Consider the following 26,044-nt stretch of genomic DNA (forward strand, 5'->3'; position numbering starts at 1 on the left):
TGTAGGAGTCGTCACAAAGCTGGATTAGAATATCCAGCCTGCGTGACGGACGAAATCACTCTGCAGGCTGGTGGCTTGATCCCACTCGCCGCTGAGCGCCAGTTGATGACACAAGCGAGTCAAAGACAGGCGCGCCAGTTGATAGGCCTGAATACGGAATAAACGGTCGCGATCGGCATTGCCCATCTCCTGCACTAAGCGGTGATGGAGCTTGCCCATGGCATGCAGATAGCTTTGATCGTCGCCGTTGAGCTCGCAGATTTCTGCCATGTCGAGACAGGTGTCGTTAAAGCGGCGCAGTTGGTCGATAGTACAATCGGTGCGGTTGAGCTTAGCCTGAGCCATGTAGAAGTCGACGGTGATATCACGCACCGAAAACTTATATTCATCGATTTTGTGTTGTAACCAGGCTGAGACGGTAAGCGTCATGTCGCTACCTTAAATGGGTTAATGATAATCATTATCATATTCAACCGCGTCAGGAATGCAATTCCCGCAATGAAATTTTATTGATTTCCTTTGCCTGTTACTAAAATCGGCAATAACAATCTCTTTACATTGAAGAAAGGCGTAACCTATCAATCATGACGATGTCGTAAAGTTGAATTTCTAAATTTTACGTCATTTGAACGGGTTACGCGGGTGTGGCGCGCACGGGATTGCCGCTCACAAGCTCGATTGAAGCGACTATGCTTAATAAAGCAACAGTAAAAAACAGCACGAGATGATTATCCCTGCAAAACAAGAGGTTGAAGTGGTATCTGATATCACTACCATAGGGGGATAGCCTGAAAAGGCCCAGACTTACGAGGTAGCACTATGTCATCAGTAAATGCAGCTTCCTTTTCACCTGACGATTTCGTCTGGAAAGGGCTAACGCTGACCGAATCGGCAGCGAAACAGATTCTTAACCTGGTTGAGGCGGATCCTGAAGTTAAGGGCCTTAAGCTGGGTGTGAAGCAGTCCGGCTGTGCCGGTTTTGGGTACGTTATGGATCTGGCAAAAGAGCCTGCCGATGACGACCTGACGTTTGAGCAATTCGGCGCAAAATTATTTGTGCCTCTTCAGGCAATGCCGTTTGTTGACGGAACCGAACTGGATTATGTCCGCGAAGGCCTGAACCAGATTTTTAAATTCAACAACCCTAAAGCTCAGCACGCCTGCGGGTGCGGTGAGAGCTTTGGCGTCGAGTAAGTAAAATGTCACGACACAGCGAAGCATCTGACGATGTACAAACGTGGGAAGGTAGCCTGAATTATAAAGAAGGCTTCTTTACCCAGTTGCAAACCGACGAATTGGCACACGGCATCAATGAAGATGTAGTGCGAGCCATTTCGGCCAAACGTAACGAACCTGAGTGGATGCTGGAATTCCGCCTCAAGGCCTTCCGTGCCTGGTTAGAGATGGAAGAACCACATTGGTTGAAAGCCAACTACGCCTCACTCGATTATCAGGATTACAGCTATTATTCCGCGCCGTCTTGCGGCAATTGCGACGATAGCTGCGCTTCTGAACCGGGCGCGAAGCAAACTTCTGGCAGCGTTGCATCAAGTGATTACCTGACCAAAGAAGTTGAAGACGCTTTCAATCAGTTGGGTGTTCCGGTGCGTGAAGGCCGTGAAGTCGCCGTTGATGCGATTTTCGACTCCGTATCCGTTTCCACCACTTACCGTGACAAACTGGCTGAGCAAGGCATTATCTTCTGCTCATTCGGCGAAGCGATTCACGATCATCCAGAGCTGGTGCAGAAGTATCTCGGTACTGTGGTTCCTCACAACGATAACTTCTTCGCGGCATTGAACTCTGCTGTGGCTTCAGACGGTACTTTTGTTTACATCCCAAAAGGCGTGCGTTGCCCGATGGAGCTGTCGACTTATTTCCGTATCAACGCGGCGAAAACGGGTCAGTTCGAACGTACCATTCTGATCGCCGATGAAGACAGCTACGTCAGCTATATCGAAGGTTGTTCAGCGCCAGTGCGTGACACCTACCAGCTGCACGCTGCAGTGGTTGAAGTCATCATCCACAAAAACGCAGAAGTCAAATACTCCACCGTACAGAACTGGTTCCCAGGCGGTGAAGGCGAGGGCGGTATCCTCAACTTCGTGACCAAGCGTGCGCTTTGTGAAGGCGACCACAGCAAGATGTCCTGGACGCAGTCTGAGACCGGTTCAGCCATCACCTGGAAATACCCAAGCTGCATTCTGCGTGGTGACTACTCCGTAGGTGAGTTTTACTCCGTAGCGCTGACCAGCGGCCGCCAGCAGGCGGATACCGGTACCAAGATGATCCACATTGGTAAAAACACCAAGTCGACCATCATCTCGAAAGGGATCTCCGCCGGTAAGAGCGAAAACACCTATCGTGGTCTGGTGAAAATCATGCCAACCGCGACCAACGCGCGTAACTTCACCCAATGTGACTCGATGCTGATTGGTGCCGAGTGCGGCGCGCACACCTTCCCGTATGTGGAAACGCGCAACAACACTGCACAGCTGGAACATGAAGCCACGACCTCGCGTATTGGTGAAGACCAGATGTTCTACTGCCTGCAGCGCGGCATTAGCGAAGAAGATGCGATCTCAATGATCGTCAACGGCTTCTGCAAAGACGTTTTCTCCGAGCTGCCACTGGAATTCGCCGTGGAAGCGCAAAAACTGTTGGCTATCAGCCTTGAGCACAGTGTGGGCTGATGCCACACGCGTTGCCGGAAGCAATGTGAAGGAAAGAGTATGTTAAGCATTAAAGATTTACAGGTTAGCGTTGAAGACAAAGAGATTTTGCGCGGTCTGAACCTTGAAGTGAAACCAGGCGAAGTCCACGCCATCATGGGCCCTAACGGCTCAGGTAAAAGTACCCTGTCCGCAACGCTGGCAGGTCGTGAAGATTACGAAGTGACCGGTGGTTCTGTCAGCTTCCATGGCAAAGACCTGCTCGAGCTGGAACCAGAAGAGCGCGCGGGCGAAGGCATCTTCATGGCGTTCCAATATCCGGTAGAAATTCCGGGCGTCAGCAACCAATTCTTCCTGCAGACCTCTGTGAATGCGGTGCGCAAATACCGTGAGCAGGAAGAGCTGGATCGTTTTGATTTCCAGGACTTCATCGAAGACAAAATTAAACTGCTGAAGATGCCTGAAGATCTGCTGACCCGCTCAGTGAACGTCGGCTTCTCCGGTGGTGAGAAGAAGCGTAACGACATTCTGCAGATGGCTGCTCTTGAGCCAGAGCTGTGCATCCTGGATGAAACCGACTCCGGTCTGGATATCGATGCGTTGAAAATCGTGGCCGAAGGCGTTAACAGCCTGCGCGACGGCAAGCGTTCATTCATCATCGTGACCCACTACCAGCGCATCCTGGATTACATCAAGCCAGATCACGTGCACGTGCTGTATCAGGGCAAAATCGTTAAGTCTGGCGATTTCTCGCTGGTTAAACAGCTGGAGGAGCAAGGCTATGGCTGGCTTACCGACGAAGAGTGATAACGCCCTGCAACAGTGGCATCACCTGTTTGAATCGCGCGGTGAGGTGCGTTCTCTGCAGGCACAGCAGCACTGGCAGCAATTAATGCGTGTCGGCTTGCCGACCCGTAAGCATGAAAACTGGAAATACACCGCACTGGATGGACTGTTCGCCAATCAGTTCGTGCTGCCAGAAGCGCAGACCGTCACGGCGGAACAGGTTGCTGAGCTGGCGCTGCCAGTGGATGCGATTCGTCTGGTGTTTGTTGATGGCCGTTTCCAGCCCGAATTGAGCGCGCGCGACACCGAACTGTTCGACGTGCAGCACAGCCGCGCGGCTGAACGCCGTCCGCTGCCGGCTGCGGTGCAGCCAGAAGTGTTCCTGCATCTGACCGAAAGCCTGGCGGAAGAGGTGACCTCAATTCGTCTGGCGCGCGGTAAATCGGCGGCACGTCCGCTGTATTTACTGCATATCACCAGCGGCAAAGCCGATGCGCTGAACACCGTTCATCACCGCCATCACCTTGAGCTGGAGCAGAGCGCCGAAGCTGAAGTGATAGAGCATTACGTGACGCTGAACGGTGCGGCACACTTTACCGGTGCGCGTTTTACCTTTGCCGTCGCCGACAATGCTCAGCTGAAACACATTAAGCTGGCCTTTGAAGAGAGCAGCAGCTATCACTTTGCGCACAATGACATTGTGATTGGTCGTGATGCGCAGGTCAGCAGCACCAGCTTCCTGCTGGGTGCTGGCTTGTCTCGTCACAATACCAGCGTGCAGCTGAACGGTGAAAACACCCAGCTGTCACTGAACAGCCTGGTGCTGCCAATCAATGCAGAAGTGGCGGATACCCGCAGCTATCTGGAACACAACAAAGGCTACTGCCTGAGTCGTCAGCTGCACAAAACCATTTCGCGCGATAAAGGCCGTTCGATTTTTAACGGTCACATCAAAGTGGCGAAGCATGCACTGAAAACTGACGGACAGATGACCAACAACAACCTGTTGCTCGGTCGTCTGGCAGAAGTGGACACCAAGCCGCAGCTGGAAATCTACGCGGATGACGTGAAGTGCAGCCATGGTGCGACCATTGGCCGCATCGACGATGAGCAGATGTTCTATCTGCGCTCGCGTGGTATCCCGGAAGATGCCGCCCAGCAGATGATTATCCACGCGTTCGCGGCTGAATTGACCGAGATGCTGGAAGAAGAACCGCTGCGCCAACTGGTGCTGGAACGCATTAGTGCGCGTTTCCCTGGAGTTGAGTTATGACTTTCGATCTCGAGCGAATCAGAGCGGAATTTCCGATTCTGAATCGTGAGGTCAACGGACATCCGCTGGCCTACCTTGATAGCGCGGCCAGCGCTCAGCGCCCGCTCGCGGTCATCAATGCGGAAAGCTATTTTTACCAGCACGGCTATGCTGCCGTGCACCGTGGCATTCACTCGCTGAGTGCCCAGGCCACCACCGATATGGAAAACGTGCGCACACAAGCGTCGCGTTTTCTGAATGCGGCGTCGCCAGAAGAGATTATCTTCGTCAAAGGCACCACTGAAGGCATCAATCTGGTGGCCAACAGCTGGGGCGGCAGTCAGCTGCAATCGGGCGATAACATCATTATCACGGAGATGGAGCACCACGCTAACATCGTGCCGTGGCAGATGGTGGCGCAGCGCACCGGGGCTGAGATTCGTGTTCTGCCGCTCAACGAGCAGGGTGAATTAGCCCTTGAGCAACTGAGTGGGTTGATCGACAGCCGCACGCGCTTGCTGGCGGTGACGCACGTTTCTAACGTGCTCGGTACCGTCAATCCGGTGAAAGCCATCGTGGCGCAGGCGAAAGCCGCTGGCGTTGTCACGTTGGTGGACGGTGCTCAGGCGGTAATGCATCACACGGTGGATGTGCAGGATATCGATTGCGATTTCTACGTCTTCTCGGGTCATAAAATCTATGGCCCAACCGGGATTGGCGTGCTGTATGCGCGTAAAGCACTGCAGGACATCATGCCACCGTGGGAAGGCGGCGGTTCAATGATCGATCAGGTGATGCTGCCAACCGGCACCACCTGGAACTCAACACCGTGGCGTTTTGAAGCTGGCACACCGAATACCGGTGGCATTATCGGCTTAGGCGCGGCGCTGAACTGGATCAGTGAGCTGGGATTAGATGTCATCAACGAACGTGAGACCTCACTGATGCGTTATGCATTAGATAAACTCGCGTCGGTACCCGACCTGATTATCTACGGTCCGGCACAGCGCAGTGGCGTGGTGGCGTTCAACCTCGGTAAGCATCATGCATTCGACGTCGGGAGTTTCCTCGATCAATACGGCATTGCCATCCGCACCGGACATCACTGTGCTATGCCTCTGATGCGCCATTATGCGGTGCCCGCGATGTGTCGTGCCTCATTTGCACTGTATAACAGTGAAGAAGAAGCCGATCGCCTGGCAGCAGGTTTGACGCGTATTCATCGTCTGCTGGGCGGTTGAGCAGATTTCAGGAGTTATCCATGGCGAATTTGCCAGAGAAAGAGAAGCTGGTGCGCAACTTTAACCGTTGCGCTAATTGGGAAGAGAAGTATCTCTACATCATTGAACTCGGTGCGAAATTACCAGAATCCTCTGAAAGCTTACAGCAGCCAGAGTATGTGATTTCCGGCTGCCAGAGCCAGGTGTGGATACGCATGACCCCACAAGCTGATGGCACCATCGCCTTTGAAGGCGACAGTGATGCCGCCATTGTTAAAGGTTTGATTGCGGTAGTATTTAGCCTCTATCAGGGCTTGCAAGCGCAGGAGATTCTCGCGCTGGATGTCGGTCATTGGTTCGCAGAATTAGAGTTGACTCAACACCTCACTCCTACACGTTCTCAAGGATTGGAAGCGATGATTCGCGCGATCCGTCATAACGCTCAAAGCCTCAGCTAAGTTACACTCCCCAGACCCCGGCATGACCGGGGTCTGTTCAATCCGACAAAGAGAAATTGCATGAAACCAGCGTTACGTTTAGCCGGTGCATTGCTGTTGTCCTGCTTCGGGCTTTCTGCACCTGCATTTGCAACGGAATATCCCCTGCCAGCTGATAACAGCCGTTTAATTGGCGAGAATACCCTGACCACTGTCCCTGACGACAAACGGCCCTTAGAGAGCATCGCTTCGCATTATAAGATTGGTATGCTCGGCATGCTGGAGGCCAATCCTGGCGTCGATCCCTGGTTGCCTAAGGCGGGGACGCAATTGACCGTGCCGTTACAGATGCTGCTGCCTGATGCGCCACGTGAAGGTATCGTCATCAACCTTGCTGAACTGCGTCTGTATTACTATCCGAAAGGGGAGAACCGCGTGGTGGTGTATCCGATCGGTATCGGCCAGTTGGGTGCGGCGACGCCGAGTATGGTCACCAGCATCAGCCAGAAAATCCCCAATCCCACCTGGACGCCTACCGTCAACATCCGCAAACGCTACGCCAAAGAAGGCATCACCTTGCCGGGTGTCGTTCCGGCAGGGCCAGATAACCCGATGGGCCTGTTTGCCATGCGTCTGGCACGGGGTACCGGCCAATACCTAATCCACGGTACCAACGCCGATTTTGGTATTGGGATGCGCGTGAGCTCGGGCTGTATTCGTTTACGTCCGGACGATATCGAAGCCTTGTTCAACAGCGTGCCGAAAGGAACACGGGTACAAATTATCAACGAGCCGATCAAGTATGCGGTGGAACCGGATGGCAAGCGTTACGTTGAGGTGCATCAGCCTTTATCCCGCAATGATAAGGACGATCCGCAAACCATGCCGATTGCGTTGACGGCAAAATCGAAGGCGTTCATCAATAGCCAGAAAAGCGACACCGCAATGATCAAAGAAGTCATAGCGCGTCGGTCCGGGATGCCAGTGCTGGTTAGCAGCGGCGAGCCGGTTACGCAGGACACAACGTTACCTGATGTGCTGCAAACGCAGCAGGATGGTTCAGGGGCCGGACAAGCGACCATCAGCCAGGCAATGGGTGAGAGTGGCGCAAAACCCTGACTCAGATTGAAGTAAAATCAGGACAAAAAAAATGGTGCCACATGGGCACCATTTTTCAAACCAGAACTCTTACTTACGGTAAGAGTGAGCCTGGTTGTCCAGACGCTGGTTAGCGCGAGCTGCGTCATCTTTAGCAGCCTGAACGTCAGAACGGATTGCGTTCACGTCGTTGCTCAGCTGGTCAACTTTAGCGTTCAGAGTCTGAACGTCTGAAGACAGCTGGTCGATTTTAGCGTTGCTTGAGCAACCAGCCAGCAGAGTTGAACCCAGAATTACCGCGCCCAGTACCAGTTTAGTACGATTCATTATTAATACCCTCTAGAATTGAGTTAATCTCCATGTAGCGTTACAAGTATTACACAAAGCTTTTTGAGTTGAGAATAAATTTTTGATGAGAACATGCTTAAATTTGATCGTTCGCTCAAAGAAACAGCGTTTCGCAGAAGATGATGAAAATATTTAGCTAAAACAGAGAGATTTAATCGGACTAACCTTAACTGTGCGAGATATTGAATAGTTATTATCGATTGGAAAATTCTGGATTTTGTATTAGCGCAGGAATAAAAAAAGCGCCTGAAAAAGGCGCTTTTAAATAAAACTTCAGCTAAAAATCAGATTACGTGGACTGAAGCGGTGTTGGTCGTGCCACTTGGAACCAGTGCACCCGATACCATCACCACAACATCGCCTTTCTGCGCGTAGCCACTTTCCAGCGCCATTTCTTTACCAATACGGTAGAAATCATCCGTAGAAGCAATTTCTGTCACCAGACGCGTCTCAACGCCTTTGCTCAGAATCAGCTGGCGTGCGGTGGTTGCATTAGTGGTCAGCGCCAGAATGGTGGCATCCGGGAAGTACTTACGAATCGCCTTAGCAGACTTACCGCCTTCGGTCGCTACCACGATCAATGGGGCTTCCAGTTTTTCTGCTGTTTCCACTGCGCCACGGCAAACCGCTTCGGTGATGCGCATTTTGCGTGAATCCTGCAGCTCACCGATGCGTGATTTCATTACGCGGTCAGTACGCTCACAGATAGTGGCCATGATGGTCACAGATTCCAGCGGGTAACGACCCTTAGCACTTTCACCAGACAGCATTACTGCATCAGTACCATCCAGGATGGCGTTCGCCACGTCGCCAGCTTCTGCGCGGGTAGGGCGTGGGTTCTTGATCATAGAATCCAGCATCTGCGTTGCGGTAATGACCACTTTGCGTGCTTTGTTACATTTCTTGATCATCATCTTCTGCGCGAAGATCACTTCTTCAACCGGAATCTCTACACCCAGATCGCCACGTGCAACCATGATGCCGTCAGACGCCTCGAGAATCTCGTCGAAGTTGTTCAGGCCTTCCTGGTTTTCGATTTTAGAGATGATCTGGATGTGCTCGCCGCCGTGGGCTTTCAAATGCTCACGGATTTCCAGCACATCTGAACGTTTACGGATGAAGGAGGCCGCGACAAAATCAACGCCTTGCTCGCAACCGAAGATCAGGTCACGTTTGTCTTTTTCAGCCAATGCTGGCAACTGGATGGAAACGCCCGGCAGGTTAACGCCTTTGTTTTCGCCCAGATCACCGTTGTTCAGCACGTTACACACGACGGTGTTTTCAGTGACTTCGGTCACCTGCATACCAATCAGGCCATCATCGACCAGCACGGTATTGCCGATTTTCAGGTCTTCGGTGAAGCCTGCATAGGTCACAGCAACACGATCGCTGTTACCAATCACAGATTGATCGGTAGTGAAAGTGAAGGTCTGGCCCGCTTTCAGCGAAACATCGTTACCGCCTTCCAGCTTCATGGTACGAATTTCAGGACCTTTAGTGTCCAGCAGAATCGCGGCCTGACGACCGGTTTTTTCCATAACGGCGCGCATGTTAGTGATGCGCTGACCATGTTCGGCATAATCCCCGTGAGAGAAGTTCAGGCGCATGACGTTCATGCCCGCTTCCAGCAGTTGAGTCAGCATCTCTTCAGATTCGGTTTTCGGACCGATAGTACAAACAATCTTGGTCTTTTTCATGTCAGGTTTTCTGTAAGTTGTGATGGATGATAGAGGTCGGGATTCGCAGCGTTTGGCAGCGAAGTGAAAATGTGTGTGGTGTTGGTTTGGATCGTACAGGAGTAAGAATAGGTGACAGAGACTAAGCGTGCAGAGAAGTTATGCAGTACGCGAGGGAACTGGCAGAGCAGTGTTGCGCAAATCATTTGAGTTGTTTGCATAGGCACGTTAGCGCTGAAACCTTTCAGGTGGACAACGCGGCATAGTATAGACGCTAAGTATGCGAAAACCAATATAAAAGCTGAGAGAGAAAACGATACAGATCAAGGAAAGGGGTGTTGCGCAAAAGGAGAGAAAACAAAAAGTGGTGCGCTCTAATGGACTCGAACCATCGACCCCCACCATGTCAAGGTGGTGCTCTAACCAACTGAGCTAAGAGCGCATTTCAGAAATTTGGTGCGTCCGAGTGGACTCGAACCACCGACCCCCACCATGTCAAGGTGGTGCTCTAACCAACTGAGCTACGGACGCACTTGGTGCGCTCTAATGGACTCGAACCATCGACCCCCACCATGTCAAGGTGGTGCTCTAACCAACTGAGCTAAGAGCGCAACATGCTGTCAGGGCGACAGCGGGGACGAATATTAACGGCAGGCCGCGATGCTGGCAAGGGAAAAAATGATTTTCCATGACGACTGACCAGCATCTGTGCGACCCGCTGTTTTTTTAGGCATTGCGGAGGCAAATAACGGCCTGTTCAGCCACTTAGCGCGCCGCGCGCGCCAGAATCACCTGTGATGGCAAACGTTGCAATCGACGAATGCGCCAAATCATCATAATCGCAGCGGATGTCAGGCCGACGATAAATCCGCACCAGAATCCCGCTGGACCGAGTTGCGGTATCACCCAGTTGGTGAGTGCCAGGATATAACCGACCGGTAAACCCAGCACCCAATAAGCAATCAGGGTAATAAAGAAGATTGAGCGCGTGTCTTTATAGCCGCGCAGAATCCCGCTACCGATCACCTGAATTGAATCTGAGAACTGGTAGATGGCGGCGAGCAGCATCAACTGAGCAGCCAGAGTAATCACTTCTGGGTTGGCGGTGTAAAGTGCGGCGATATGTTCACGGAAGGTGATGGTGAAAATCGCCGTGATGGCGGCCATGCTGATACCGACGCCCTGTCCCGTCCATGCTGCCACGCGTGCTTGTTCCGTCGAACCCTGCCCAAGACGATAACCGACACGGATAGTGGTCGCGACGCCGAGTGAGAGCGGCAGAACAAACATCAGCGAACTGAAGTTAAGTGCAATCTGATGACCCGCGACTTTAACGATCCCCAGTGGAGAGACCAGCAGCGCCACCACCGCAAACAAAGTGACCTCAAAGAACAGCGCCAGCGCCACCGGCAGCCCGAGGTTAAACAGCCGCGACAGGATGACGCGTGAGGGCGGAGACCAGCGGCTGTTCATGCGAATATCGCGCATACTCGCCATGCGTTTCACCCAGAAGCGCATCACTATAAACATCACCCAATAAACCGAGGCGGTGGCGACACCACAACCTATGCCCCCGAGTGCTGGCATACCAAAATGGCCATAGATGAAGACGTAGTTAAGCGGAATGTTTACCAGCAAGCCTAAAAATCCCAGCAGCATGGCTGGTTTGGTTTTAGATAATCCTTCGCACTGATTACGTGCCACCTGGAAGAACAGGTAGCCGGGTGCCCCCCACAGTAATGCATGCAGGTAACCTTCGGCTTTAGCCGCCAGCTGCGGGTCGATATCATGCATGGCATGAATCAAATAGCCGGCATTCCACAGCACCACCATGATCAGCAACGCCACCGCCAGTGCCAGCCAGTAACCCTGACGCACTTGTTCCGCGATGCGTTCGCGTCGCCCTGAGCCGTTGAATTGCGCAACGGTTGGCGTCAACGCCAGCAGAAGACCATGACCAAACAGAATGGCGGGAAGCCAGATAGAGGTGCCGACAGCAACGGCGGCCATATCCGTGGCGCTCACCGCACCGGCCATAATGGTATCCACAAAACCCATCGCCGTCTGAGCCACCTGAGCAAGGATGACCGGGATCGCGAGGGCCAGCAATTGACGCGCTTCTGTTAAATACTTCTGCACGTAACACCTGCTTAAATTAAGAAGAGAAGAGGGGAGATATCCCCAGAGAATGCGCGGCATAGTGTAGCGGCCGCGCTGCGTTCCACCAAACTTTGATCGCATTTTGTTAAGTTAATTGTGTAAAGTTTGAACTCCGGCAAATTAAACGTGCAGCCTAAGCTGTGATAAACTGGCGCAAACTTCGCAGAGGCTGAAAGTATGTTTACTGGAATTGTGCAGGGCACGGCCGAAATTATCGCCGTAGAAGAAAAAAAGTTGTTTCGTACCCATATCGTGCGTCTGCCGGAAGACCTTTTACCGGGATTAGCATTAGGGGCATCGGTAGCGCACAACGGATGCTGCCTGACGGTGACGGCGATTGAGGGCGATCGCGTGAGCTTCGACCTGATCAAGGAAACCCTGCGCATTACCAACCTGGGTGAATTAACGGTTGGCGACGTGGTGAATATTGAACGCGCGGCGAAGTTCAGTGATGAAATTGGCGGTCATTTAATGTCTGGCCATATTATGACCACGGCGGAAATCTGCAAAATTATCCAGTCAGAAAATAACCGTGAAGTGTGGTTTAAATTACAGGATGCGTCGCAGATCAAATATATCCTGCATAAAGGTTTCGTCGGTATCGATGGTATCAGCCTGACGGTGGGTGACGTCACTAAAAGTAAATTCTGTGTGCACCTGATCCCGGAAACACTGGATCGCACCACGCTGGGTGCGAAAAAACTGGGGCATAAAGTGAATATCGAGATCGATCCGCATACCCAGGCGATTGTGGAAACGGTAGAGCGCGTATTGGCCCAACGTGAAGCCGCGGCTGTTGCACTTTTACAAGCCACCGATACCGAATAATTCAAAAAAAAAGGCGCCGCGGCGCCTTTTCTCTCCTTAACTTCCCTTAACGCGCTACGCGTAATCCACCCTCTTTGCCACGGCTAAATACCACCTGCCAGAGTTGAATATCACGCGCGCGGAAGGCGCCAGCACAGGCATTAAGATAGTAACTAAACATCCGCTTGAAGCGATCGCCATATTTATCAGCGAGCTGCGGCCACGTTGTCAGAAACCGTTCATGCCAGGCCATTAAGGTGGTGTCATAATCCGCACCAAAATTATGCCAGTCTTCCATAATAAAATGCTTTTCGCTGGCATCAGCAATCTGGCGCACAGACGGTAAGCATCCGTTGGGGAAGATATATTTATCAATCCAGGGATCGACGTTCATATCGGTAGTGATGGCACCAATGGTGTGCAGTAAAAATATGCCGTCTGGTTTGAGATTGCGATCGGCAACGTCAAAATAAGTGGCATAGTTTTTCGGCCCCACGTGTTCGAACATGCCGACTGATACGATGCGATCGAACTGCAAATTCAAATCACGGTAATCCTGCAGCAAAATAGTGACGTCGAGCCCTTCGCAACGCTGCTGCGCCAATTTCTGTTGCTCAGCAGAAATGGTCACGCCATGGACTTTGGCACCGTAGTTGCGTGCAGCAAATTCTGCCAGCCCGCCCCAACCGCAGCCGATATCGAGCAGCGTCATGCCCGGCTCAAGCTGAAGCTTGCGGCAAATCATATCCAGTTTGGCAGACTGAGCCTGTTCCAGTGTTTCAGCGTCTTTCCAGTAACCGCAGGAGTACTGCATAAAGGGATCGAGCATCAGTGAAAAAAGATCGTTACCGAGATCGTAATGTTCTTTACCGACAATCCAGGCACGTTTTTTCGACTGTAAATTGGTTAAACGCGCGGCCGCAATACGCAAGGTATCTTTAAAATGACGTGGGAGTTGTTTATCCAGATGTTGTTGCAGAACGCGATGGAAAAAGACATCCAATTGTTCGCATTCCCACCAGCCATCCATATAACTTTCACCCAGACCTAGCGATCCTTCCTGCAAAACACGTTTAAAAAAATCCGGATGCTTGACCTGAATATCCCAGGGGCGTGTGCCATTGACTGCAACATCAGCGCGTTCCAGTAATTCGTTGACGATGCGAAACCAGTGGTTTTCTTCAAGGCTCACTTCTTCTATACACGATGAACTCATAGCTTCTCCATCACCTTTCCGATTTGAACCTGTGGAAATAATAGTCAATTTCCTTAGGCCTGTGAGAGAACTCACGGAAAATCCGTGCGCCAGATATCCGACGTTTTACAGAGGTATGAATCTGAATAGAAATGTCTGGCACCAATCAGGAGAGGAAGATCGTGCAGACGCCATCCCAGCGACAGAGTCGCTTAAAATTAATGCAATTATGTTATTGATTTGTTACAGAAATGCTGACCCACTGAGTATATGCTCACGTGGGTCAATATTCAACGAGTTATCGTTAGTTTGCTAACGATAATCGTTGCATCAGTGATTATCTTCGCAGGGACGGGAGGTGTGAGCAATATCACTTTGTGCGTTTAAGCTGCGTTGCCAGATGAAGCCGGCCCAGGCCAGCACTACCGTGGCAACCATCACCAGTGTGGTGTTATAGAGCGCCTGTTCTAATCCGGCCGAAACTACCAGGCTGGCAATAAAGCACAGGCCCAGTTGTAACAGGTTTTGTAAGCCTGCTGCTTTGCCTGTGGCGTGCGGGAAAGGCGCTAAGGCGCTGGAAACGACAATCGGATAGATGGCGCCATTAGACAGTGCCATACCGCAGAAAGGCAGCAGCAGTGCAATCAAAGAAGGCGCGGGCATCATCGCGACAACAAACAGACTCAAAATACTCAGGCTATACAGCACCAACAACCACGGCAGCAACTGTGATCCCTGATATCGGCTCAGCATCGCACGGCAACTAAAGCCACCAATCAGAAACGCAATAGTTTGTGGAATGTAGCTCAGACCAATATCGGCGGGAGTTAAACCCGCAGAAGCCAGAATAAACGGCGAACCGGTTAGCCAGGCAAAGAAACTGGCGGAACAGGCGGAGTAAATCAGCACGTTACCGCTGTAGATGCGCGTGGTGAGCAAATTCAGCCAGCCGGGTTGCGGCGTATTATCAGCTTTGGTTTTTTTAGGCGCGGCAAGCTGAAATGTACCGATGATCAGCAGCACGGTGATAATTGTCAGCGCGATAAAGATGCTACGCCAGTGGAAATGACCCATCAGCCACGCGCCCAGTAGAGGTGCCAGAGCGGGGGATAGGGCAACCAGCGGCATAATGGTGGCGAAAACTTTGTTGGCCTGGGCTTTGGGGTAGCGATCGACTACCAGCGCCTGCCAGCTTACGGCGGCGGCACACACGCCCACAGCCTGCACAAAGCGCAGTGCCAGCATCATGTTAACGTCGGTCACCCACAACATCCCGAGGCAACCCAAGGCAAAAATCGTTAAACCTGCCAATAAAATCGGTTTACGTCCAAAGCGGTCTGACAGCGGCCCCCAAAATACCTGTGCGCAGGCAAATCCACCGAGAAAAAGACTGAGGCTGGCGCTAATGGTGCCCGGCGCGGTGGCAAAGTCACGCTGCATATCTCCAAAAGCAGGCAGATACATATCCGTGGCGAGGAAGCCGAGCATGCTGAGCACGGCAAGATAGGGCATAAATCCTTTTGACGACAACATAGTGTTTCTCATTGGCAGATTGAACGCCGGGGAGTGTAAAAGAGTGCGTCATTCTTTGTGAAACGCTAATATTTGCGCAGTGCTGTTAAAATTTTTGAAGGCTAAAATATGTGGTCTGAATATGCGCTGGAAGTGGTTGATGCGGTCGCGCGCAATGGCAGTTTTAGTGCGGCGGCGCAGGAGTTACATCGCGTGCCCTCTGCCATAAGCTATACGGTGCGCCAGTTGGAAACCTGGTTGGCGGTGCCATTGTTTGAACGTCAGCACCGTGAGGTGGTTTTAACCCCGGCGGGCGAGCATTTTGTACGTGAAGGGCGATCTGTTATCAAAAAAATGCTGGCAACACGCAGACAGTGTCAGCAACTGGCGAATGGCTGGCGTGGACAGCTCAGTATTGCCGTGGATTGCATTGTAAAACCACAGCGTACCCGGCAGCTGGTGAAGGACTTCTACCGTCATTTTCCGGACATGGAATTGATCATCAGCTACGAAGTGTTTAACGGTGTATGGGATGCCCTGGCCGACGGGCGTGTTGATGTGGCGATTGGCGCCACTCAGGCGATTCCGGTGGGTGGCCGTTTTGCATTTCAGGATATGGGCGCCCTCAACTGGCGTTGTGTGGTCAGTCCCGGCCATCCCCTGGCGGCGCATAGCGATCTCAATGAAGAGGCGCTGCGTGCCTGGCCATCACTGGTGCTGGAAGATACGTCTCGCGCATTGCCAAGACGCATGACCTGGACGCTGGATAATCAGCGACGTCTGGTGGTGCCAGAGTGGGAAACGGGGATGGATTGTTTACAGGCGGGACTGTGCGTGGGGATGGTGCCGGGCCACCTGGCGCGGCCATTACTTGATAGGGGGGCGTTGGTTGAGCTATCACTGCCGCAGCCGTTTCCGGAAAGTCCCTGCTGCGTCAGTTGGTCAGAACAGCGCGCGTCACCGGCGCTGGCGTGGTTACTCGCTTATCTCGGCGATGCGGAAACGCTGAACCACGAATGGCTCAGCGAAAATCAGCCTTAACGGCGGTAATCGCGGAACGGACCGTCCCCCACGGAACGTCGCTCAATCAATGTTGGCTGCACCTCAATGGTCTGTGGCTCTTCGCGCTTGCTGGTGATGCGATCCAGCAGCATTTCGAGGGCCTTTTTGCCCAACTCCGCTTTCGGTTGGTGGACTGTGGTGAGCGCAGGGGTGAAATAACGGGCGTTGCGCACGTTATCATAGCCAATGACGGAGATATCCTGCGGCACGCGCAGTCCCATCTCATCGGCGGCACATATCGCGCCCATCGCCATGATATCGCCACCGCAGAACACGGCAGTCGGACGCTGCTTCTGATTGAGAATTTGCTGCATCGCCTGATAACCCGATTCTGGCTCGAAGTCGCCCTGAACCACCCACTCCGGACGCACAGTTACGCCGGCTTCGCTCATCGCCTGCAGAAAGCCTGCATGACGACCGCCGCCCGTGTTGCGTTCCATCTGACCCGGAATCGCACCGATATCTCGGTGGCCACGCTCGATAAGGTAGCGTCCGGCCAGATAACCGCCCTGGAAGGCGTTATCCTGCACGGTATCGGTGAAGTCGCCACGCGAGGCGCCCCAGTCCATGACCACCATCGGAATATTGCGGTTCTCTTCCAGCATCTGCAGCAGATCGGCAGGATACTCAGAGCACATCACCAACAGACCATCAACGCGCTTTTGCGCCATCATTGAGAGGTAAGCACGCTGCTTTTGCAGATCGTTATGCGCGTTACCCAGAATCAAGGTGTAGCCGCGTTCAAAACAGTGGTTTTCAACCGCTTCGATGATTTCGGCAAAATAGGGCGCTTCGCTGGACGTGGCTAACAGTCCCAGCGTTTTGGTGTGATTCACCTTCAAACTGCGCGCAACGGCGCTCGGCGAATAGTGTAGTTCTTTAATCGCTTCCCATACGGCGTTACGCGTTTCTTCTGCGACAAAACGCGTTTTGTTGATGACATGCGAAACGGTGGTGGTGGATACCCCAGCGCGTTTCGCTACATCTTTAATTGTTGCCATGAAAAAGGTACTCCCCGGCTTATCACAACTCACTGATAAGTATATTGTTAAACGTTTGCGTCTGCGAAGGGTTTTACGCCCTAAAATGGGGGGCAAATCTGCCGTTTCAGGCAGGGAAAATCACTTCAGCAGGCTGTAAATACAGCATGCGCAAAATCAGTTGCGCAACGAAAGGCGGCGATTCTAGCAAGCCAACGCGGATAAGACGAGATTTTTGCCCACCGCTGTGCGAAAATTGTTTTAACCCTAATAAATGTGTGACTAAGGAGTAGTGATGAGTACAGATCTAAAGCTGGCGCTAATGACCACGGTTGGCGCACTGTTGATGATTATTGCGTTTAGCTTTACAGCCATTCTTCATTAATACAAAACGCATCAATAAAAAAAGCCGGCACTGATTAAGCGTCCGGCTTTTTTTGTGGCCAATGCCACAGAATGTTGCGCAACAACTAGCGAATGGTTTTTGGTGTCATCATACGGCGCGCACCCACATAGTGTTTCTGCCAGTAGTCTTCGCCTAATGCGCTAATCTGAATGTCTTTACCAGTACGGGGTGACTGTATAAATTTACCGTTGCCGAGGTAGACGCCAACATGATCGGCCGTCCCGCGGTTATTAATGCGGAAGAACACCAAATCCCCTTTTTCCAGCAGCTCGCGCTTAATGGGCGAGGCATCGTGCAGGTGATACATCTCATTCGCCGTGCGCGGGAATTTGTATTTCACGAGATCTTTATAGGCATACCACACCAGACCACTGCAATCGAAACCGGTGTGTGGGGAAGTGCCGCCCCACTGATAAGGTTTACCCAACTGTCCCATCAGCTTCGTCATGGCGGTTTCACGAGCTTTCTGATAGCGCAGACGGTGGGTTTTGCTCATCTTGATGCCGGTCAGCCCCTGAACTTCATCATCCACATCAGCAGACTTTTTCGCGAGGCGTTGATGGCCATACTTTTTCGATGGCGATTTAAGCAGGGATTTTTTGCGGCTGGTTTTGTTTAAGGCGGTTTCGGTCTTAGTCTGCTTTTTCAGCTTGAGTTTCTGCACGGTAGTCGTCAGGCGAGACTTTTTAGCCGTTGTTTTAACCGGGCGTCGCTTGCGGCGCTCATCTTCGCGCGCACTTTTTTTCTCGGCATTATGCAAACTGGCATTAATCGGGGCATGCTGGGAAGCAGAAGCCACGTTAAAAAACAGTTGCGCAAAAGCCAGTATGAAAAGCGTAATCAGTAAACGCATAGTCCGGTTACAGGTTAAGCAGTCTGGCAAAAAGCAGGCTGCGGCAGAGTAAGAGAAATCTGATCAACGATCAGCGCCGAAGCAATTCTAATCCACTTTTTTTCTAAAAGGTAAGGCCTTTTTCTATTAATCTGTTACCAGGTGGATAATGTCGCTAAATTGAGCGATTTCAGCTGTTTAACGCAGCGAAATTATTGCTAATTATTAATTTGTTCATGCTTATTAATGATAGGGAAATGTTATCTATCCTGTTTGAACTTAACAAACATGGCGATCAGCAGGTCGGTAACGCAAAATCCCGTTTTCAGTGTGGGGCTGAAGTCGCTACAATAAACAAACACGAAGTGAAGGATTAAGGAAGGCAATAATGAGTACTGTTGAAAAAATTCAGCGCCAGATCGCAGAAAACCCGATTCTGTTATACATGAAAGGTTCCCCGAAACTGCCAAGCTGCGGTTTCTCTGCACAAGCTGTGCAGGCGCTTTCTGCCTGTGGTGAGCGCTTCGCGTATGTCGATATCCTGCAGAACCCGGATATCCGTGCTGAAATGCCGAAATTTGCTAACTGGCCAACCTTCCCGCAACTGTGGGTTGATGGTGAGCTGGTCGGCGGTTGCGACATCATCGTTGAGATGTTCCAGCGTGGCGAATTGCAGCCGCTGGTGAAAGAAACCGCTGAGAAGTATAAAGAAGCGGAATAATTGCGAAGGCCGACAAATGTCGGCCTTTTCTTTGCGTACTCATCCGGCAATCAGCCAGCCCTTCAGCCCATCAGGCAGAGGCGTCGTCTTCAGTCTGCTCTTCATTGAAAGCCAGTGGCCAACCCCCCAGACGTTTCCAGCGATTCACCAGCTCGCAGAACAGCGTGGCCGTTTGCTCGGTGTCGTACAGCGCAGAGTGCGCCTGCGTGCTATCAAACTCCATCCCCGCAGCTTTGCAGGCTTTTGCCAAAACCGTCTGTCCCAACACCAAACCGCTCAGCGCCGCAGTATCAAAAGTGGCAAACGGATGGAAGGGATTACGCTTCAGGCTGGCACGCTCGGCGGCGGCCATCACAAAGTTCAAATCGAAAGTGGCATTGTGCGCCACGATAATCGCGCGATTACAGCCATGATCTTTTGTGCCTTTACGCACCATCTTGAAAATGGCATGCAGGGCTTCGTATTCGCTCACCGCGCCGCGCAAAGGATTGGTGGGATCGATACCGGTAAACGCCAGCGCTGCAGGATTAAGGATCGCGCCTTCAAACGGTTCAACGTGAAAGTGCAGGGTTTCATCACGGTGTAACCAACCGTCCTCATCCATTTTGAGCGTGGTGGCCGCAATTTCCAGCAGTGCATCGGTTTGCGCGTTAAAGCCGGCGGTTTCGACGTCAATAACCACTGGATAAAAACCACGGAAGCGTTGATGAAGAGCGTTTAAGGCGTTCGATTCAGACATCAGGATCTCATAGCAAGAAATGGGGCAGCGCGCATTATGGCAAAAATTACAGGAGGGTGCAGCAGGAGAGGGAAGTCAGCCTGCAAATTAGCAGACTGACTAACGGCATCAGTGACCGAGGCCGTGACCAGCGTGTTTGTTTTCGATCAGTTCGATTTTATAGCCATCGGGATCTTCGACAAACGCAATAATGGTGCTGCCGCCTTTAACCGGACCGGCTTCACGCGTCACGTTGCCACCGACACTGCGGATGCGCTCACAGGTCTCTGCGACGTTATCGACGCCCAACGCAATGTGACCATAAGCATTACCGAGGTCGTACTTATCCACGCCCCAGTTGTAGGTCAGTTCAATCACTGCACCTTCACTCTCTTCGGTGTAACCCACGAAAGCCAGGGTGTATTTGTATTCGGTGTTTTCGCTCTGACGCAGTACGCGCATGCCTAGCACGCGGGTATAAAAATCGATAGAACGTTGCAGATCGCCAACGCGTAACATGGTGTGAAGTAAACGCATAACATCCTCTTTTGAAAAGTCATCAGGGAATGACAAAGACTAGCAAGTATAGCCAGTTAATGCCCTGAAGAAACAGCACTGCCGCACATCCGGTGCGGCAGCTTGATTCTTACAGGCTTGGGTAATCAGTGTAGCCTTCAGCGCCGCCGCCGTAGAAACTTTCCGGGCGCTGTGGATTTAGCGGTGCATCTTGCTGCAGACGCTCAACCAGATCCGGGTTAGCAATAAAGTCGCGGCCAAACGCCACAGCATCGATCAAGCCGCGGGCGATCAGGTCGTCAGCTTTCTCAACGCTATAAGCGCCCGCACCGATGATCACGCCTGGGAACAGCGCACGCACTTTTTCACGGAAAGCGTCGCTGTAAGGCTGGCCACCGGCCCAGTCTGGCTCAGACAGGTGCAGATACGCGAGACCACGTTGGCCCAGCTCGGAGATGTACCACAGCGCGGCAGCTTCTTCATCGGCACCATTTTCCAGATTCTGGAAGGCTCCGATTGGCGAGATACGAATGCCGATACGATCGGCAGACCAGTTAGCAATCGCCGCATCCACCACTTCCAGCGCGAAACGACCACGCTTCTCGATTGAGCCGCCGTATTCATCGGTGCGCTGGTTGGAAGCGGGCGCCAGGAACTGGTGCATCAGGTAGCCATGAGCAGAATGCAGTTCCAGCAGGTCGAAATCGGCTTCACGCGCGTTCGCCGCGGCCTGACCGAAATCTTTTACAATCTGCTGAATTTCCGCCACGCTCAGTTCACGCGGCAGTGAGGTGTCTTCACGGTAAACGGTGCCATCTTCAGCACGCAGTGAGGTACGCGTTCCAGCGGCGATAGCAGAAGGTGAAACGGGCGCTTTGCCTTCCGGCTGAACGCTATTATGCGAAATGCGGCCGGTGTGCCACAGTTGCACGGCGCTGTGACCTTTCGCAGCGTGAATGCTTTCGTTGATCACTTTCCACGCGGCGATTTGCTGCTGAGTATGCAAACCCGGTGCGCCAGCATAACCTTTCGCCTGGAAAGAGATCTGCGTTGCTTCAGTAATGATCAGACCGGCGCTGGCACGCTGCTGATAATATTCCGCCATCAGCGGAGTCGGGATGTCGCCTGGCTCAATGCTGCGCAGACGCGTCAGCGGCGCCATGAATACGCGGTTAGGTACGGTAATCGCGCCCACTTTGAGTGGGGAGAACAACTGTTTACTCGCCATGATGACTCCTATAAGTAGACCGGTCGTCTAGAAACTACGGTTTTTAAAAATCAGTGGTCATTTAACCACTGTTCAATGGTTTCAAGTGCCAGGCTAATCGGGCCTGACTCTCGTGAAATCTTGCTTTGCAAACTGGCACCTAGCCACAACAGGTAACAGCGCTGAGCCAGTTGCTCTGGCGTTTGCCCATACGGCAGTGTCTGCTCCGCGGCGACTTCGCTCAGACAGCGTGCATAAGCCGCGATCATGGCGCTGGCACCGTGTTGTAAAGCATCACGCATCGGTTCTGACAAATCGCAAACTTCCGCGGATAACTTCACACCCAGACAGCCCACAATATGGCCTTGCTCGATAAACAGCGTTGCGCCATAGCGGAAGTGCGTCAGCAAACGTTCACGCGCTGACAAGCCCGGCTGATTTAACTGCTGTTCGACCTGCTGCAGGTAGTTAACGAAATAGCGTTCCAGCAACGCGACGCCAAATGCTTCTTTGGAGCGGAAGTAGTGGTAAAACGATCCTTTCGGCACTTCTGCCAGCGCCAGCATTTCGCTCAGGCCCATTCCGGTAAAACCACGTTGCAAACAAACCTGCTCGCCAGTGGCGAGCAGATGTTCACGGGTTTCGTTGCGTTGCACAGTCTTGTTCATGGGCCACACAGTATTAGACCAGTCGGTCTAATGCAAACCTTATCCGGCACTTTGGCACGATCTGATCATGTCCAGCTGCGGTTGGTACTCTTGCGTCTGAATGTTGAACATGCCTAAAACGGTATGGAAAAGATTGTCTTGCGACACTTTCTCGCTCGCGGCCTGCTGACGTAAGCAGGGCTCATTAATGTGGTAGGCCGCAGCATAGCCAGGCGACATCCACATCAGCAGAGGGATGTGTGTCTGCTGTGAAGGGGCAAACATATAGGGCGCACCATGCAGATACATACCGTGTTCGCCCAGCGATTCACCGTGATCCGAGAGATAGACCAGCGCTACATTAAAGCGATCGCTTAAGGCTTTGAGTTTATCAATGGTGCGACTCACCATATCGTCGGTGTACAGCAGAGAGTTGTCATAGGTATTCACCAACGCCTGATGGTCGCAATCCTGAATCTGGTTGCTATCGCAGGTTGGCGTGAAGCGACGGAATTCCGCCGGATAGCGCTGATAATAGGCCGGCCCATGGCTACCCATCTGATGCAACACGATAATCCCATCATTGTGCAGACTATCAACATAGTTATCAAAACGATGCAGCAGGACATCATCCAGGCAGAAACCATCGTGACAATATTGCGACAGATTCCACTGCGTCATATCGGTGTGTGGCACGCGATCGCAGGCACCTTTACAGCCGCCATCATTTTCACGCCACAGTACGCTAACTCCAGCATGGGCGAGAATATCTAACACGCCTTCCTGATGATGCGCCAAATTGGCATCGTAATGCTCACGTGGCATGTTGGAGAACATACAGGGAACGGAAATGGCCGTTTCGGTACCGCAGGAGCTGGCGTCGGGGTAGTAAATGACCTGCTGTTTTTTCAGTTCAGGGTTGGTTTCACGCGCATAGCCACCCAGTGAAAAGTTCTCGGCACGTCCGGTTTCGCCCACCACTAATACCACCAACGTTTTCTTCGGCTCAGCAGCGATCAGCGGGCCTTTTTTGGCATCCTGGCCAATTTTTACCAGCGCCTGACTGCCTTGCAGATAACGTTGATCAACGTAATGACCGGTGCCGCTAACAATATTGGCCGGAGTGATCATTTTCACCAGCCCTTTATTGTTGCGAATCAGTGAGGCGTAATCTTTATAGAACAGCACCGCCATCAGCAGAATCAGCAAAATCGCACCCAGCGCCCCGGCCAGGCGTTGCAGCAGGCTCCACCACCAGCGTTGCCCGGTTTTGATGCGTACCATGCAGATGGCGGCGACGGGCACCAACCCCATCAAGATCATCCACACCACATAACCACTGCTGATCAGTGCTCCAGCTTCCTGAGCATCCGACTCAAACACGTTTTCGATCATATTGGTGTCAATCACCGTACCGAAACTGTGCATAAAGTAGTTAGCGGCGGCGCTGGCCAGCACCAACAGAATAAGCAGCGGCTTGCGAACATAGGGCCATGCCAGCAACGAGAAAATCAGATAGAACGCAGAGGCCAAAACCACCGGAATGCTGGCTGCAAACAGGTAATCGTGAATGCGATCGTAAGGGATAATTTCCCAGGCGCGCAGCAGAAACAGGGCGTTGAGCACGAGGGTAAAAAACAGGGCGGCGATCAGATTAAAACTGCTGGCATGGCACTGTAACTTGTTCGGGAATTTCATGAAAACTCAGTAGCAGGATGGAATGTGACAATCGTATGAATTCAACATGAGGAAAACCTTAACGCTTATTAAACAGTACCGAACCAAAGGTTTCTGCGCTGGCATCAATGGTAAATATCCATTTCCGTAGTCATGACTGGATGAAATGTGGCCGAACTGCGTATACGCTTTGCACAATGTCACTATGCTGTTATCAATATGAAGCCTGTTGTTAAATCGGAGTGGATGTGGCCGAGCAATTAGAGTTCTTCCCTGTACCCAGCCCCTGTCGCGGTATCTGTCAGAGTGACGCACGTGGATACTGTCGTGGCTGCCTGCGTAGCCGTGAGGAACGTTTTAACTGGATGACGTTTACCGATGCGCAAAAACGCGATGTGTTGAGGTTATGTCGTCAACGCTGGCTGCGCTCGCATCGACAACAAAAAGTCGATGAAAATCATGATCCGGAACAACCCTCACTGTTTTAAGAAAACGATGATTTGCCTTTCCGTTATACTCCCAGATTCGCTTTCCGCATTCGCGTTCAAGGGAGTTTACCGATGTTACAACCGCAAACTATCGCCCCACAGGGGCCTCAATTCTCACCGTTGATCGTCGGCTACTGGCGCCTGCTGGAGTGGGGTATGACGCCGCAGCAGTTGGTGGCCTTTATCGAGCATCATCTGGCATTAGGCATTACCACCGTGGATCACGCCGATATTTACGGTGACTACGGTTGTGAAGCCGCCTTTGGTGAGGCGCTGCGTCTGGCGCCGGGGCTGCGTGAAAAACTGCAGATTGTGACGAAGTGCGGCATTGCGACGCGCGCCAAACCAGAACATAAAATCGGTCATTACATTACCGAAGCCAGCCACATCCTGCACAGTGCGGAAAATTCCCTGCGCTACTTCAACACCGATTATCTTGATCTGCTGCTGATTCATCGTCCGGATCCCTTAATGGATGCGGATGAAATCGCCGAGGCCTTTATGGCGCTGCACCAGAGCGGCAAAGTGCGCCATTTCGGCGTGTCGAACTTTACCGCTTCCCAGTTCACGCTGCTGCAATCTCGCCTGCCGTTTAGCCTGGTCACCAACCAACTGGAAATCTCTCCGCTGGAACAGTCAACGCTGCTCGACGGCACGCTCGATCAGTGTCAGCAGGTGCGTATCCGCCCAATGGCCTGGTCATGTTTGGGTGGTGGGCGCCTGTTTAACGATGCGCATTATCAGCCATTGCGTGATGAGCTTGAGCAGGTGAAACAGGAAATCGGTGCGAGTAGCATCGAACAGGTGGTGTATGCCTGGGTGATGAAATTGCCAAGCCGCCCATTGCCGATCATCGGATCCGGTAAAGCCACGCGCGTCAGCGAAGCAGCAGGTGCTTGCCAATTGACGCTCGATCGTCAGCAGTGGTTCCGCATTCGTAAAGCGGCGCTCGGTTTTGATGTGCCCTGAAGCGTAAAACTACGTCAAATTACGGCAGCCTCGCCTATTCCAGTCCAGGCTTACAGGGCATTTCAACCGTAAGGAGACGTTATGAAGAAAATTCTCATCGCCACACTGGCGCTGGCCTGTGCTGCTGGGGCTCAGGCCGCCTCTGAAGAGGTGACACTGCATGAGGTCACTGCACAAGGTATCGGCGCCGCCATCGGCAAAGTCACTATCAGTGAAACGCCATATGGTTTGCAGTTTGCTCCCGCGCTGACGGGTCTTAAACCGGGAGTCCATGGTTTCCACGTGCATGCCAAAGGCAGCTGTGAGCCGGGACAATCGGATGGCAAACCCGTTGCGGCCGGCGCGGCCGGTGGACACCTTGATCCCCAGAATACTGGCAAACACCTCGGACCTTACGCTGACGGTCATCTGGGCGATCTGCCTGCGCTTTATGTCACCGACGATGGCAAGGCCGACTATCCGGTGGTTGCGCCACGTATAAAATCGCTGAGCGAAGTGAAAGGTAAGGCGTTAATGGTTCATGTGGGTGGCGATAATCATGCTGACCATCCGCAGCCGCTGGGTGGAGGCGGTGCCCGATTTGCCTGCGGTGTGATTTAAACTATCAGGCGGCAGGCAATCTGCCGTCTGCATCTTTTCACTGCCGGAAAAATTCTGA

The 26,044-nt window shown here is 52.3% G+C and carries 27 protein-coding genes and 3 tRNA genes; 14 read left to right on the forward strand and 16 right to left on the reverse strand.

Annotated elements, in window-relative coordinates:
* Positions 1 to 24: 24 nt before the first annotated feature.
* Entirely contained in the window at positions 25 to 429 is a 405-nt protein-coding gene (locus tag ACXI0A_RS10405) for a hypothetical protein (protein WP_100699891.1), read from the reverse strand.
* 390 nt (positions 430 to 819) lie between these two features.
* On the opposite strand from ACXI0A_RS10405, the gene sufA reads away from it, so the two are divergent.
* From sufA to ACXI0A_RS10440, 7 genes are read left to right on the forward strand one after another with little or no spacing between them, the layout of a single operon-like run.
* On the forward strand, positions 820 to 1,194 hold the full coding sequence (gene sufA / locus ACXI0A_RS10410; protein WP_224928858.1) for a Fe-S cluster assembly scaffold SufA: 375 nt from the start codon (positions 820 to 822) through the stop codon (positions 1,192 to 1,194).
* A 5-nt stretch (positions 1,195 to 1,199) separates the two neighbouring features.
* Positions 1,200 to 2,693, forward strand: a complete 1,494-nt coding sequence (sufB, locus tag ACXI0A_RS10415) for a Fe-S cluster assembly protein SufB (RefSeq protein ID WP_038647310.1) — start codon at positions 1,200 to 1,202, stop codon at positions 2,691 to 2,693.
* Positions 2,694 to 2,732: 39 nt separating this feature from the next.
* Complete coding sequence (gene sufC, locus ACXI0A_RS10420) at positions 2,733 to 3,479, forward strand: Fe-S cluster assembly ATPase SufC (protein WP_034821684.1); 747 nt, start codon at positions 2,733 to 2,735, stop codon at positions 3,477 to 3,479.
* Positions 3,454 to 4,731 (forward strand): Fe-S cluster assembly protein SufD, encoded by a 1,278-nt coding sequence (gene sufD / locus ACXI0A_RS10425; protein WP_476149012.1) that lies wholly within the window; start codon positions 3,454 to 3,456, stop codon positions 4,729 to 4,731. Before sufC ends, sufD begins: the two co-directional genes overlap by 26 nt.
* Positions 4,728 to 5,951, forward strand: a complete 1,224-nt coding sequence (gene sufS, locus ACXI0A_RS10430; protein WP_476149010.1) for a cysteine desulfurase SufS — start codon at positions 4,728 to 4,730, stop codon at positions 5,949 to 5,951. The genes sufD and sufS overlap by 4 nt, the downstream gene beginning before the upstream one ends.
* A 20-nt stretch (positions 5,952 to 5,971) precedes the next feature.
* On the forward strand, positions 5,972 to 6,388 hold the full coding sequence (gene sufE / locus ACXI0A_RS10435; protein WP_038647304.1) for a cysteine desulfuration protein SufE: 417 nt from the start codon (positions 5,972 to 5,974) through the stop codon (positions 6,386 to 6,388).
* A 60-nt stretch (positions 6,389 to 6,448) separates the two neighbouring features.
* Positions 6,449 to 7,486 (forward strand): L,D-transpeptidase family protein, encoded by a 1,038-nt coding sequence (locus ACXI0A_RS10440; protein WP_476149009.1) that lies wholly within the window; start codon positions 6,449 to 6,451, stop codon positions 7,484 to 7,486.
* A gap of 69 nt (positions 7,487 to 7,555) precedes the next feature.
* On the opposite strand, the gene ACXI0A_RS10445 is transcribed toward ACXI0A_RS10440, so the two are convergent.
* From ACXI0A_RS10445 to ACXI0A_RS10470, 6 genes are all read right to left on the reverse strand, one after another.
* Positions 7,556 to 7,792, reverse strand: a complete 237-nt coding sequence (locus ACXI0A_RS10445) for a major outer membrane lipoprotein (RefSeq protein ID WP_007374746.1) — start codon at positions 7,790 to 7,792, stop codon at positions 7,556 to 7,558.
* Between the two features lie 305 nt (positions 7,793 to 8,097).
* Entirely contained in the window at positions 8,098 to 9,510 is a 1,413-nt protein-coding gene (gene pykF, locus ACXI0A_RS10450; protein ID WP_224928843.1) for a pyruvate kinase PykF, read from the reverse strand.
* A 344-nt stretch (positions 9,511 to 9,854) separates the two neighbouring features.
* A tRNA-Val gene (locus ACXI0A_RS10455) sits at positions 9,855 to 9,931 on the reverse strand.
* Positions 9,932 to 9,943: 12 nt separating this feature from the next.
* Positions 9,944 to 10,020, reverse strand: a tRNA-Val gene (locus tag ACXI0A_RS10460).
* Positions 10,021 to 10,023: 3 nt separating this feature from the next.
* A tRNA-Val gene (locus ACXI0A_RS10465) sits at positions 10,024 to 10,100 on the reverse strand.
* Between the two features lie 154 nt (positions 10,101 to 10,254).
* Complete coding sequence (locus ACXI0A_RS10470; protein WP_476149007.1) at positions 10,255 to 11,628, reverse strand: MATE family efflux transporter; 1,374 nt, start codon at positions 11,626 to 11,628, stop codon at positions 10,255 to 10,257.
* A 198-nt stretch (positions 11,629 to 11,826) separates the two neighbouring features.
* On the opposite strand from ACXI0A_RS10470, the gene ACXI0A_RS10475 reads away from it, so the two are divergent.
* A complete protein-coding gene (locus ACXI0A_RS10475) occupies positions 11,827 to 12,477 on the forward strand; it encodes a riboflavin synthase subunit alpha (protein WP_224928837.1) in 651 nt (216 codons plus the stop codon).
* A gap of 46 nt (positions 12,478 to 12,523) precedes the next feature.
* Here ACXI0A_RS10475 and cfa read toward each other — a convergent pair whose 3' ends face one another.
* The gene (cfa, locus tag ACXI0A_RS10480) at positions 12,524 to 13,672 is read right to left on the reverse strand and encodes a cyclopropane fatty acyl phospholipid synthase (protein ID WP_224928834.1); all 1,149 of its coding nucleotides are present in this window, start codon (positions 13,670 to 13,672) and stop codon (positions 12,524 to 12,526) included.
* 309 nt (positions 13,673 to 13,981) lie between these two features.
* Positions 13,982 to 15,184 (reverse strand): purine nucleoside transporter PunC, encoded by a 1,203-nt coding sequence (gene punC, locus ACXI0A_RS10485; protein ID WP_476149005.1) that lies wholly within the window; start codon positions 15,182 to 15,184, stop codon positions 13,982 to 13,984.
* Positions 15,185 to 15,292: 108 nt separating this feature from the next.
* On the opposite strand from punC, the gene punR reads away from it, so the two are divergent.
* A complete protein-coding gene (gene punR / locus ACXI0A_RS10490; protein WP_476149004.1) occupies positions 15,293 to 16,204 on the forward strand; it encodes a DNA-binding transcriptional activator PunR in 912 nt (303 codons plus the stop codon).
* On the opposite strand, the gene purR is transcribed toward punR, so the two are convergent.
* Positions 16,201 to 17,226: an HTH-type transcriptional repressor PurR gene (gene purR, locus ACXI0A_RS10495; RefSeq protein WP_476149003.1), complete on the reverse strand. Its 1,026-nt coding sequence runs from the start codon at positions 17,224 to 17,226 to the stop codon at positions 16,201 to 16,203. The two genes, punR and purR, sit on opposite strands and share 4 nt — an antisense overlap.
* Positions 17,227 to 17,500: 274 nt before the next feature.
* Here purR and cydH point away from each other — a divergent pair, with 274 nt between their 5' ends.
* On the forward strand, positions 17,501 to 17,590 hold the full coding sequence (gene cydH, locus ACXI0A_RS10500) for a cytochrome bd-I oxidase subunit CydH (protein WP_097119278.1): 90 nt from the start codon (positions 17,501 to 17,503) through the stop codon (positions 17,588 to 17,590).
* An 85-nt stretch (positions 17,591 to 17,675) separates the two neighbouring features.
* Here the strand turns inward: cydH and ACXI0A_RS10505 are convergent, their stop codons facing one another.
* Entirely contained in the window at positions 17,676 to 18,464 is a 789-nt protein-coding gene (locus ACXI0A_RS10505) for a C40 family peptidase (protein WP_224928821.1), read from the reverse strand.
* Between the two features lie 364 nt (positions 18,465 to 18,828).
* Between ACXI0A_RS10505 and ACXI0A_RS10510 the strand changes: the two genes are divergently transcribed.
* On the forward strand, positions 18,829 to 19,164 hold the full coding sequence (locus tag ACXI0A_RS10510; RefSeq protein WP_197079559.1) for a Grx4 family monothiol glutaredoxin: 336 nt from the start codon (positions 18,829 to 18,831) through the stop codon (positions 19,162 to 19,164).
* A gap of 70 nt (positions 19,165 to 19,234) precedes the next feature.
* Here the strand turns inward: ACXI0A_RS10510 and rnt are convergent, their stop codons facing one another.
* The 5 genes from rnt to eptA form a co-directional block, all read right to left on the reverse strand.
* Positions 19,235 to 19,903, reverse strand: a complete 669-nt coding sequence (gene rnt / locus ACXI0A_RS10515) for a ribonuclease T (RefSeq protein WP_224928818.1) — start codon at positions 19,901 to 19,903, stop codon at positions 19,235 to 19,237.
* 108 nt (positions 19,904 to 20,011) lie between these two features.
* Positions 20,012 to 20,419, reverse strand: coding sequence for a lactoylglutathione lyase (gloA, locus tag ACXI0A_RS10520; RefSeq protein WP_224928815.1), 408 nt, complete (start codon positions 20,417 to 20,419; stop codon positions 20,012 to 20,014).
* Positions 20,420 to 20,528: 109 nt separating this feature from the next.
* Positions 20,529 to 21,626 carry an N-ethylmaleimide reductase gene (nemA, locus tag ACXI0A_RS10525; RefSeq protein WP_476149000.1) on the reverse strand — a complete coding sequence of 366 codons (1,098 nt, stop codon included), beginning with the start codon at positions 21,624 to 21,626 and terminating at the stop codon, positions 20,529 to 20,531.
* 50 nt (positions 21,627 to 21,676) lie between these two features.
* Positions 21,677 to 22,273, reverse strand: a complete 597-nt coding sequence (locus ACXI0A_RS10530) for a TetR family transcriptional regulator C-terminal domain-containing protein (RefSeq protein WP_476148998.1) — start codon at positions 22,271 to 22,273, stop codon at positions 21,677 to 21,679.
* Positions 22,274 to 22,312: 39 nt separating this feature from the next.
* Positions 22,313 to 23,950 carry a phosphoethanolamine transferase EptA gene (gene eptA / locus ACXI0A_RS10535; RefSeq protein WP_476148996.1) on the reverse strand — a complete coding sequence of 546 codons (1,638 nt, stop codon included), beginning with the start codon at positions 23,948 to 23,950 and terminating at the stop codon, positions 22,313 to 22,315.
* Between the two features lie 227 nt (positions 23,951 to 24,177).
* Here eptA and ACXI0A_RS10540 point away from each other — a divergent pair, with 227 nt between their 5' ends.
* The 3 genes from ACXI0A_RS10540 to sodC all read left to right on the forward strand — a co-directional run bounded on the left by ACXI0A_RS10540 (position 24,178) and on the right by sodC (position 25,986).
* On the forward strand, positions 24,178 to 24,417 hold the full coding sequence (locus ACXI0A_RS10540; RefSeq protein WP_476148994.1) for a DUF1289 domain-containing protein: 240 nt from the start codon (positions 24,178 to 24,180) through the stop codon (positions 24,415 to 24,417).
* Between the two features lie 72 nt (positions 24,418 to 24,489).
* Entirely contained in the window at positions 24,490 to 25,386 is an 897-nt protein-coding gene (locus tag ACXI0A_RS10545) for an aldo/keto reductase (protein ID WP_476148992.1), read from the forward strand.
* 81 nt (positions 25,387 to 25,467) lie between these two features.
* The gene (sodC, locus tag ACXI0A_RS10550) at positions 25,468 to 25,986 is read left to right on the forward strand and encodes a superoxide dismutase [Cu-Zn] SodC (RefSeq protein ID WP_476148990.1); all 519 of its coding nucleotides are present in this window, start codon (positions 25,468 to 25,470) and stop codon (positions 25,984 to 25,986) included.
* Positions 25,987 to 26,044: the final 58 nt, after the last annotated feature.

The organism is Pantoea sp. C1E2, assembly GCF_056491465.1.

What these genes read in the sequence shown, in the direction of transcription:
- ACXI0A_RS10405 (WP_100699891.1), bottom strand. Translation starts at nt 429, where the DNA reads ATGACGCTTACCGTCTCAGCCTGGTTACAACACAAAATCGATGAATAT.
- sufA (WP_224928858.1), top strand. Translation starts at nt 820, where the DNA reads ATGTCATCAGTAAATGCAGCTTCCTTTTCACCTGACGATTTCGTCTGG.
- sufB (WP_038647310.1), top strand. Translation starts at nt 1,200, where the DNA reads ATGTCACGACACAGCGAAGCATCTGACGATGTACAAACGTGGGAAGGT.
- sufC (WP_034821684.1), top strand. Translation starts at nt 2,733, where the DNA reads ATGTTAAGCATTAAAGATTTACAGGTTAGCGTTGAAGACAAAGAGATT.
- sufD (WP_476149012.1), top strand. Translation starts at nt 3,454, where the DNA reads ATGGCTGGCTTACCGACGAAGAGTGATAACGCCCTGCAACAGTGGCAT.
- sufS (WP_476149010.1), top strand. Translation starts at nt 4,728, where the DNA reads ATGACTTTCGATCTCGAGCGAATCAGAGCGGAATTTCCGATTCTGAAT.
- sufE (WP_038647304.1), top strand. Translation starts at nt 5,972, where the DNA reads ATGGCGAATTTGCCAGAGAAAGAGAAGCTGGTGCGCAACTTTAACCGT.
- ACXI0A_RS10440 (WP_476149009.1), top strand. Translation starts at nt 6,449, where the DNA reads ATGAAACCAGCGTTACGTTTAGCCGGTGCATTGCTGTTGTCCTGCTTC.
- ACXI0A_RS10445 (WP_007374746.1), bottom strand. Translation starts at nt 7,792, where the DNA reads ATGAATCGTACTAAACTGGTACTGGGCGCGGTAATTCTGGGTTCAACT.
- pykF (WP_224928843.1), bottom strand. Translation starts at nt 9,510, where the DNA reads ATGAAAAAGACCAAGATTGTTTGTACTATCGGTCCGAAAACCGAATCT.
- ACXI0A_RS10475 (WP_224928837.1), top strand. Translation starts at nt 11,827, where the DNA reads ATGTTTACTGGAATTGTGCAGGGCACGGCCGAAATTATCGCCGTAGAA.
- cfa (WP_224928834.1), bottom strand. Translation starts at nt 13,672, where the DNA reads ATGAGTTCATCGTGTATAGAAGAAGTGAGCCTTGAAGAAAACCACTGG.
- punC (WP_476149005.1), bottom strand. Translation starts at nt 15,184, where the DNA reads ATGTTGTCGTCAAAAGGATTTATGCCCTATCTTGCCGTGCTCAGCATG.
- punR (WP_476149004.1), top strand. Translation starts at nt 15,293, where the DNA reads ATGTGGTCTGAATATGCGCTGGAAGTGGTTGATGCGGTCGCGCGCAAT.
- purR (WP_476149003.1), bottom strand. Translation starts at nt 17,226, where the DNA reads ATGGCAACAATTAAAGATGTAGCGAAACGCGCTGGGGTATCCACCACC.
- cydH (WP_097119278.1), top strand. Translation starts at nt 17,501, where the DNA reads ATGAGTACAGATCTAAAGCTGGCGCTAATGACCACGGTTGGCGCACTG.
- ACXI0A_RS10505 (WP_224928821.1), bottom strand. Translation starts at nt 18,464, where the DNA reads ATGCGTTTACTGATTACGCTTTTCATACTGGCTTTTGCGCAACTGTTT.
- rnt (WP_224928818.1), bottom strand. Translation starts at nt 19,903, where the DNA reads ATGTCTGAATCGAACGCCTTAAACGCTCTTCATCAACGCTTCCGTGGT.
- gloA (WP_224928815.1), bottom strand. Translation starts at nt 20,419, where the DNA reads ATGCGTTTACTTCACACCATGTTACGCGTTGGCGATCTGCAACGTTCT.
- nemA (WP_476149000.1), bottom strand. Translation starts at nt 21,626, where the DNA reads ATGGCGAGTAAACAGTTGTTCTCCCCACTCAAAGTGGGCGCGATTACC.
- ACXI0A_RS10530 (WP_476148998.1), bottom strand. Translation starts at nt 22,273, where the DNA reads ATGAACAAGACTGTGCAACGCAACGAAACCCGTGAACATCTGCTCGCC.
- eptA (WP_476148996.1), bottom strand. Translation starts at nt 23,950, where the DNA reads ATGAAATTCCCGAACAAGTTACAGTGCCATGCCAGCAGTTTTAATCTG.
- ACXI0A_RS10545 (WP_476148992.1), top strand. Translation starts at nt 24,490, where the DNA reads ATGTTACAACCGCAAACTATCGCCCCACAGGGGCCTCAATTCTCACCG.
- sodC (WP_476148990.1), top strand. Translation starts at nt 25,468, where the DNA reads ATGAAGAAAATTCTCATCGCCACACTGGCGCTGGCCTGTGCTGCTGGG.